This is a genomic window from Oerskovia sp. NPDC060287, assembly GCF_042726775.1.
Classification (GTDB): Bacteria; Actinomycetota; Actinomycetes; order Actinomycetales; family Cellulomonadaceae; genus Oerskovia; species Oerskovia merdavium.
This window is the reverse complement of sequence record NZ_JBHXBO010000215.1, coordinates 1-7,119: the sequence shown is the minus strand read 5'-3', so window position 1 is coordinate 7,119 and position 7,119 is coordinate 1. Positions and strand designations below refer to the sequence as shown.

4 protein-coding genes and 2 pseudogenes are annotated in these 7,119 nt (G+C 74.0%); 1 reads left to right on the top strand and 5 read right to left on the bottom strand.

What is annotated here, in order from left to right:
• Window positions 1-198, bottom strand: a 198-nt coding sequence (locus ACFWFR_RS15785; RefSeq protein WP_377623589.1) for a hypothetical protein, incomplete at its 3' end; no start/stop codon positions are given.
• Between ACFWFR_RS15785 and ACFWFR_RS15780 the strand changes: the two genes are divergently transcribed.
• Complete coding sequence (locus tag ACFWFR_RS15780; protein WP_377623588.1) at window positions 197-2,386, top strand: MMPL family transporter; 2,190 nt, start codon at window positions 197-199, stop codon at window positions 2,384-2,386. The two genes, ACFWFR_RS15785 and ACFWFR_RS15780, sit on opposite strands and share 2 nt — an antisense overlap.
• On the opposite strand, the pseudogene galK reads toward ACFWFR_RS15780, so the two are convergent.
• The 4 genes and pseudogenes from galK to ACFWFR_RS15760 form a co-directional block, all read right to left on the bottom strand.
• Window positions 2,363-3,568: pseudogene (gene galK, locus ACFWFR_RS15775) on the bottom strand (galactokinase); the annotation flags it as partial. The gene ACFWFR_RS15780 and the pseudogene galK sit on opposite strands and share 24 nt — an antisense overlap.
• 132 nt (window positions 3,569-3,700) lie before the next feature.
• Window positions 3,701-4,882: pseudogene (gene galT, locus ACFWFR_RS15770) on the bottom strand (galactose-1-phosphate uridylyltransferase); the annotation flags it as partial.
• Window positions 4,879-5,724: a DeoR/GlpR family DNA-binding transcription regulator gene (locus tag ACFWFR_RS15765; RefSeq protein WP_377623587.1), complete on the bottom strand. Its 846-nt coding sequence runs from the start codon at window positions 5,722-5,724 to the stop codon at window positions 4,879-4,881. The gene ACFWFR_RS15765 and the pseudogene galT, both read right to left, overlap by 4 nt.
• A gap of 133 nt (window positions 5,725-5,857) precedes the next feature.
• Complete coding sequence (locus ACFWFR_RS15760; protein WP_191801221.1) at window positions 5,858-7,057, bottom strand: ABC transporter permease; 1,200 nt, start codon at window positions 7,055-7,057, stop codon at window positions 5,858-5,860.
• Window positions 7,058-7,119: the final 62 nt, after the last annotated feature.

The window sequence follows — 7,119 nt, the reverse complement described above, 5'->3', positions numbered from 1 at the left end:
GTCTACGTCAGCCGGTACGTCGACGGGGAGATCCGGGTCACCGACGTCGCGGACGGACCGCCGCGCGACGCAGCGCGGCCCCGCGCCGCCCCGCTCCACCGCCGCGCCGCACGTTTGCCCTCGTCGCGCGGCGTCTGTCACCATCTGCCGGGGCGTCGACGACGACGCCTCGTCTGTCGTCGAGAGGTAGTCGACCATGCTCGCGCACCTTGGTCGGGTCACGGTCCGTCACCGAGTTCTCGTCCTGGCCCTGTGGGCCACGCTCGCTCTCCTGGGGGCGGTGGTCGGCGGCGGGGTCTTCGACCGCACGACCGCGGTCGACAGCCTTCCGGCCGGTGCGCCCGCCGCACAGGCTCAGGCGTTGCTCGACGAGCTCGACCCGCAGGGCGAGACGCTCACCGCGGTCGTCGGCGGCGTCGACTTCTTCACCCCCTCGCTCGTCGAGAGCGCGTACCGCGTCATGCAGGAGGTGCGCGAGATCCCGGGGGTCCTGGAGGTCACGGACGCGTTCACGTCCGGCGGCCTCGTCTCGGACGACGGGTTCAGCTCGCTCGTCGTGGTCGAGCTCGAGCGGGACCTCACGGACGCCCAGGCGCTCGAGGTCGGGGACCGCGTGGCCGCGACCCTGCAGACCCTCGACGCGCCCGAGGTCGTCGTGGGCGGGGAGCTCATGGCCGAGCGGACGTTCGCCGACATCGCCACGGCCGACGCGGTCGTGGGCGAGTCGGTCGCTCTCGTGGTGCTGTGCGTGGTCCTCGTGCTCGTGCTGGGCGGCCTGCGGGCCGGCCTGCTGCCCGTGGCCGCCGCGCTCGCCTCGATCGCGGCCTCCCTCCTTGCGCTGAGCGCCCTGGCCGGTGCCGTCCCCGTGAGCGAGTTCGCGGTCAACGTGGTGACCCTCCTGGGCCTCGGTCTCGCCGTCGACTACAGCCTCCTGGTCATCGTGCGGTTCCGGGAGGAGCGCGAACGGGCCCCTGAGTCGACGCTCGAGGAGCTGCTGTCCAGGACCGTGTCGACCGCGGGCCGGGCGGTCCTCGTCTCGGGGCTCGCGGTCGCCTCGGCGCTCACGGGGCTGCTCGTCCTCGCCGACCCGCTCCTCGCGAGCATGGCGCTGGGCGGCCTGCTCGTGGTCGGTCTGACGACCGTCGCGGGGCTCACGCTCGTCCCCGCCCTGGTCGCGGTGCTGCACGCCTCGATCCCTGCCCCGCGGACCCGGACCTGGGCCCGACGCCGGACGGGGACGGGAGCCGGGCTGCTCGCGCGGTCGGCGTCGTTCGCCCAGCGCCGGCCGGTCGCGGTGACCCTGGGCTCAGCGGCCGTCCTCCTGCTCCTGAGCGCCCCTCTGGCCTCGCTCGCGCTGGGGAGCTCGGACGCCCGGTCGCTGCCGCCGGGAACCCCGGAGCGGGTCGCGCAGGAGAAGATCGAGCAGGACTTCGACGTCCTGGGGGTCCAGCCGGTCACGCTCGTCCTGGGGGCGTCCGTCGAGGACCCGCAGGTCCGGTCGCTGCTCGACGCGCTCTACGCGTCGCCCGGCGTCGAGGACGTCCGGCACCTCGAGGACTTCCCGGCGGACGTGACGGTCGCGGAGGTGACCCCCGAGGGCACGGCCACGGGTGAGGAGGCGCAGTCCGTGGTCCGGTACGTCCGTGGCCTCGACGTGCCGTTCTCGGTGCAGGTCGCGGGGCCGGCGGCCGAGCTCGTCGACGCGACCCAGCAGTCCCGGGACCGGCTCCCGTGGGCCTTCGCCGCGGTCGTGCTGCCGGCCATGCTCCTGCTGGGCTGGCTCACGCGGTCGGTCGTGGTCCCGCTCAAGGCGCTGGTCCTGAACCTGCTCGCGCTGACGGCCTCGCTCGGGGTGCTCGTCGCGATCTTCCAGTGGGGCTGGGGAGCTCGGCTCCTGGGCTTCGAGCCCACGGGCACGATCGACGCCACGAGTCCCGCGCTGCTGTTCGTCTTCCTGTTCGGTCTGTCGATGGACTACGAGGTGTTCCTCCTCGCGCGCATCGCGGAGGAGTGGCGCCGACGGACCGGGGACGACCGCCGCGCGAACGACCGTGCCGTCCTCGCGGGCATCGTGGCGTCGGGTCCCGTCATCACGGTCGCGGCCGTGTCGATCGGGATCGTGTTCGCGGGCTTCGCGCTGGGGGACCTCGTGGCCATGAAGGAGATCGGTGTGGGGATGGCCGTCGCGGTCCTGCTCGACGTCACGATCGTCCGCGGCCTGCTCCTCCCGGCCTCGATGTCGCTCCTGGGGCGCTGGAACTGGTGGCTCCCCGGCGGGCGGAGGGGCCCTGCCCGCGGCACCGAGCCGGACGGGGCGCGCGGCGAGGAGTCCTCGCCGCGCACCCTCGTGGGCAGCGGTGCGTCAGCAGGCGCCGGCCGGGGCTGACGGCACGGCCAGCAGGAAGCCGGGGGCCGCGAGGCCCTCGCGGGCGAAGGCTCCGGCCACGGCGTCCGCGACAGCGGACGCGCGCTCGGCCGGGACCAGTGCGATCGCCGAGCCGCCGAACCCGCCACCCGTCATGCGGGCCCCCAGGGCGCCGGCCTCGCGCGCGGCCTCGACCGCCACGTCGAGCTCGAGCGCGGAGACCTCGTAGTCGTCGCGCAGGGACGCGTGGGACGCGTCCATGAGCGGCCCGACGTCGGAGGCTCGCCCTGCGCGCAGCAGCGCCACCAGGTCCTGGGTCCGGGCGATCTCCGTGACGACGTGGCGCACACGGCGGCGCGAGACGTCGTCGGGCAGGCGGTCGAGCGCCGCGCCGAGAGCCTCGGCGAACGCGGCCTCGTGGGCCGCGCGGTCGCCCGTGGCGGCAGCCGCACCGGCGACCGAGTCTGCGAGCTCACGCAGGTTCGCGAGGCCCAGGGTCGCGGCGGCCGCCTCGCACGTCGCGCGGCGCTGGGCGTACTGGCCGTCGACGAGCGCGTGCTCGGCCCGGGTGTCGATCACGAGCAGCGCGAGCCCCTCGGCCGCGAGGTCGAACGGGATCTGCTCGACCGCGTCGACCGGGTCGAGACCCGGGCGGCAGTCGAGGAGCAGCGCGTGACCCGGGGCGCAGCGCAGCGAGGCCGACTGGTCCATGCCGCCGGTCGGGGCGCCTGCGACCTCGTTCTCGGCGCGGATCGCGGCGGCCGCGAGGGTCGCACGTCCCGCATCGGTGGCAGCCAGCCCCAGACCCGCGACGTCGTCGATCCCGACCGCGACCGAGCACTCGAGCGCGGCCGACGACGACAGGCCCGCACCGTAGGGCACGCACGAGTCGACCACGGCGTCGAAACCACGGATGGTCCCGGCCGAGCGGCCCGTCTCCTCGAGGTGCTGTCCGAGCGCCCACGCGACCCCGGCCACGTACGCGGCCCAGCCGGTCACGGCTCCCGGTGCGACGTCCTCGAGCCGCCCGGTCCAGGCCGCGCCCGGCTCTTGGGCCGAGGCGAGGCGAACGACCGAGTCGGTCCGGGGGCGCAGCGCGACGTACGTGCGGTGGGGGAGCGCGATGGGCAGGCACAGCCCGGCGTTGTAGTCGGTGTGCTCGCCGATGATGTTGACGCGCCCGGGGGCGGCGTAGACGCGGACGTCCGACGCGCCGTCCGCCTCGTCCCCGCCTTCCGTGCCGTCCGCGGGGTACGCCGCCGCGAAGGCCTGCCGGACACGGTCCGCGCCGACGTCGTCGGGCCAGGACTCGACCCACTGCGCGGCCGGGGCCGGGGCGAGCGCCTGCAGGCGCGCCGCGATCCGCTCGGGGGTCGTGTCGCTGACCCACGCGCCCATGCCCGACTCCGAGCCCGCGAGGTACTTGAGCTTGCCCGGTGCGCGCAGCACCGAGAAGACCTGCAGGTGCAGGCGCGAGAGCTCGCGCCCTTCGCGCACCGGGGCCTGGTGCCACGCCGCGATGTAGGGCAGGGGGACGGGGGCGCCGTCGGGCCCCTCGAAGAACAGGTCGAGGCGGCGCAGGAGCTCGAGGTAGGTCACCGCGAGGTCGTCGCGCTCGGCGTCGGTGAGCGCGGGCAGGTCGGGCACGTCGCGGCGCGGCGCGACGTGCACCTCGACGGGCCACCGGGCCGCGAAGGGCACGTAGGCGACCCAGTGCTCGGTCTCCAGGACGATCCGGCGGCCGTCCGCGAGCTCGGCGTCGAGGACGTCGCGCAGCAGGTTGCCGCCCGTGCGCTCGTGGTGCGCGCGGGCCTGGTCGAGCATCGCGCGCGTCTTGGGCGTGATGTACGGGTAGCCGTAGATCTGGCCGTGCGGGTGGTGCAGGGTGACGCCGATCTCCTGGCCGCGGTTCTCGAAGCAGAAGACCTGCTCGACGCCGGGCTCGCGTCCGAGGGCCTCGGTGCGGTCGGCCCACGCGTCGATGATGGTGCGCACGCGCTGCGGGGGCAGCGCGCCGAACGACGAGGAGTGGTCGCTCGAGAAGACGATGACCTCGCAACGGCCCGACGCCGGTGCGCGGGTCTCGAGCGTGCCCTCGCCCTCGAGCGCTCCTTCGGCATCGGAGACGCCCGGCACGAACTGCAGCGAGGGGAAGCGGTTCTCGAAGACCACGACGTCGTAACCGGTGTCCGGGACCTCGCCGTCCGAGTACGCGGCGCCGGGGCGCGCCGGGCACAGCGGGCACGAGTCGGCGGCCGGCAGGAACGTGCGGTTCATGCGGTGCGCGGCCATCGGGATCCAGTCGCCGGTCAGCGGGTCGAGGCGCATCTCGGGGCCCGTATAGGGGTGCTCGTGCCCGTCGGGGCCGGTGACGGCGGCGAACCGGTCGCCCAGCGGGCGGGGGTCGTCGAGCCGCCGCGTGAGCTCGCCCGAGACGTACGCGGGCGAGTCGTCGAAGTAGACGAGCTCGCGGCCGTCGGCCAGGCGGGTCGGGGTGCGGCGCAGGTGCTGGTTCATCGGGAGGTACGACCGTCCTGGGGTGCGGGGGTGGATGGGGTTCGGGGGAGCCGGGTCGGCTCGTCGCGCGAGGCGACCACGAGCTGCTCGACGACGTCGCGCGCGGCCTCCTGGTCGGTCGAAGGGAGCGCGTCGTCGGTCACGAGCACGTCGACCTGGTCGAGCCGCGCGAAGACGCTCAGGCCCGTGGTGCGCCACTTGGTGTGGTCGGCGAGCACGACCGTGCTTCCGGCCATCGCGACGAGGGCGCGGTTCGTCGCGGCCTCGTCGAGGTTGGGCGTCGTGAGCCCCGCCTCGACGCTCACGCCGTGCGCGCCCAGGAAGGTCTGGTCGACGCGCAGGCTCGCGAGCGCGGCCTCGGTGAGGGGGCCGACCAGGGCGTCCGACGGCGTGCGCGAACCGCCCGTGAGCACGGTCTCGAGCTGAGGGTCGCCCGCCCGGTGCAGGGCCTCGGCGACCGGGAGCGAGTTGGTCACGACGGTCAGAGGGCGCAGGCTCGGGTCCGCCGCGATCTCGACCGCGAGCAGGTGGGTCGTGGTGCCGGCCGACAGGGCGATCGAGGAGCCGGGGGAGACGAGACGGACGGCGGCGCGGGCGATCGCACGCTTCTCGTCGAGGGCGAGCGCGCTCTTGGCCTCGAACCCGGGCTCGTGCGACGTGGCCTGCGGGGAGACCGCGCCCCCGTGGACCTTGCGGAGCAGTCCCTGCTCGGCGAGCTCGAGGAGGTCACGTCGCACGGTCATGTCGGAGACGCCGAGCTCCTGGGTGAGGTCCGCGATCCGGACGGCGCCGTGGTCGCGGAGCCCCGCGAGGATGCGTTCGTGGCGCTGGGAGGCGAGCATGCTGCCATGGTGACACATTCGAACAGAAAGCAACAAGAGCGAACATTGCCGCGACGGGCGTACGCGCCCCGGGACGCACGACGGCCGCCCACCCCGTGAGGTGGACGGCCGCGTGCTCGTCGGTCCGCGCCGATCAGTAGCGGATGGCGTCGATCACCTTGACCCGTACCGCGACGAGCGCGGGGATCAGCCCGGCGAGCGCGCCGACGCTCACCGCGGCGACCATGCCCGTGACGGCTGCCGAGGCCGGGAAGCCCGGACGGTCCTGGACGGTCGAGCCCATGAGGGTGTCGAGCGGGACGTTGTGCAGGATCACGATCGCGAGCGAGACGCCCACGACCCCGGCCACGATCGTGGCGACGACGCTCTCCATGAGCACCGAGAAGAAGACGCGCCCGGACGAGGCGCCGAAGCTGCGTCGGATGCCGATCTCACGGATCCGGTACCGGACGGTCACGAGGGCGATGTTGACGAGCCCCAGTCCACCGAGCAGCAGGGCGATCGTGCTGACCCCGAGGATGAGCCACTTGGTCGCGCCGTCGATCATGCCCATGTCGGGGCTGTCCATGCGGCTGACCTCGACCTGCGTCCCGGGGATCGCACCCGTGAGGTCGCGGCGGACGGCTTCGGTGAGCACGTCGGCCGTGTCCGTGGGGACCCAGAGCTCGAGCGACGGTGCGCCGGAGTTCACGAGCGACGTGGGGGAGGCCCACCGAAGGTGGGACTCCACGAGCATGTAGGCGGCAGGTCCCTCGCCGGGCCAGCTGTCCGGATAGGTGCCGACGATCGTCGCGAGGACAGGGTTCTCGCCGCCGATGACGATGGTTGGGTGGTCCGCGATGCGCTGGCCCAGGGCCTCGAGGAAGGCGTGGTTGACCACGAGGGCAGGCGACAGGTTCTCCGCGTCGGCCTCGGTGAACCAGCGCCCGCCGTCCACCACGAACCGGTGCATGGTCGCCCAGTCGGCGCTCACCGCGTTGGTCTGGGTCTCCATGGTCCCGCCCGGGAACCGGAAGGGGGTCTGGGCCCACATGACCATCGAGGAGTGCTCGACCTCGTAGCGTGCCGTGATGTCGTCGTACGCCGCGACGTACTCCTCCACGCCCGGCATCTCCTGGCCCGTGGGCCAGGCCGAGACGTTGAGGGTCGCGGGTCGCCCGCCCCAGCGCTCGTTGGACTCGGCCGAGACCTGGCGCAGCATGTCGCCGGCCGCGGTGATGGTCGTGATCGCGCAGACCGCCACGGCCACACCGATCAGGGCGAGCAGCACGCGGAGCTTGTGGACGCGGAGCTCGTCCCAGGCCTCCGCCAGGGCGCCGAAGAACCCGGTCACGAGGCCACCACCGAGTCGCCGAAGAGGTCGTCGAGGGTGCTGCCGGGGCCGGCCCCGGGGCC

What these genes read in the sequence shown, in the direction of transcription:
- ACFWFR_RS15780 (WP_377623588.1), top strand. Translation starts at nt 197, where the DNA reads ATGCTCGCGCACCTTGGTCGGGTCACGGTCCGTCACCGAGTTCTCGTC.
- ACFWFR_RS15765 (WP_377623587.1), bottom strand. Translation starts at nt 5,724, where the DNA reads ATGCTCGCCTCCCAGCGCCACGAACGCATCCTCGCGGGGCTCCGCGAC.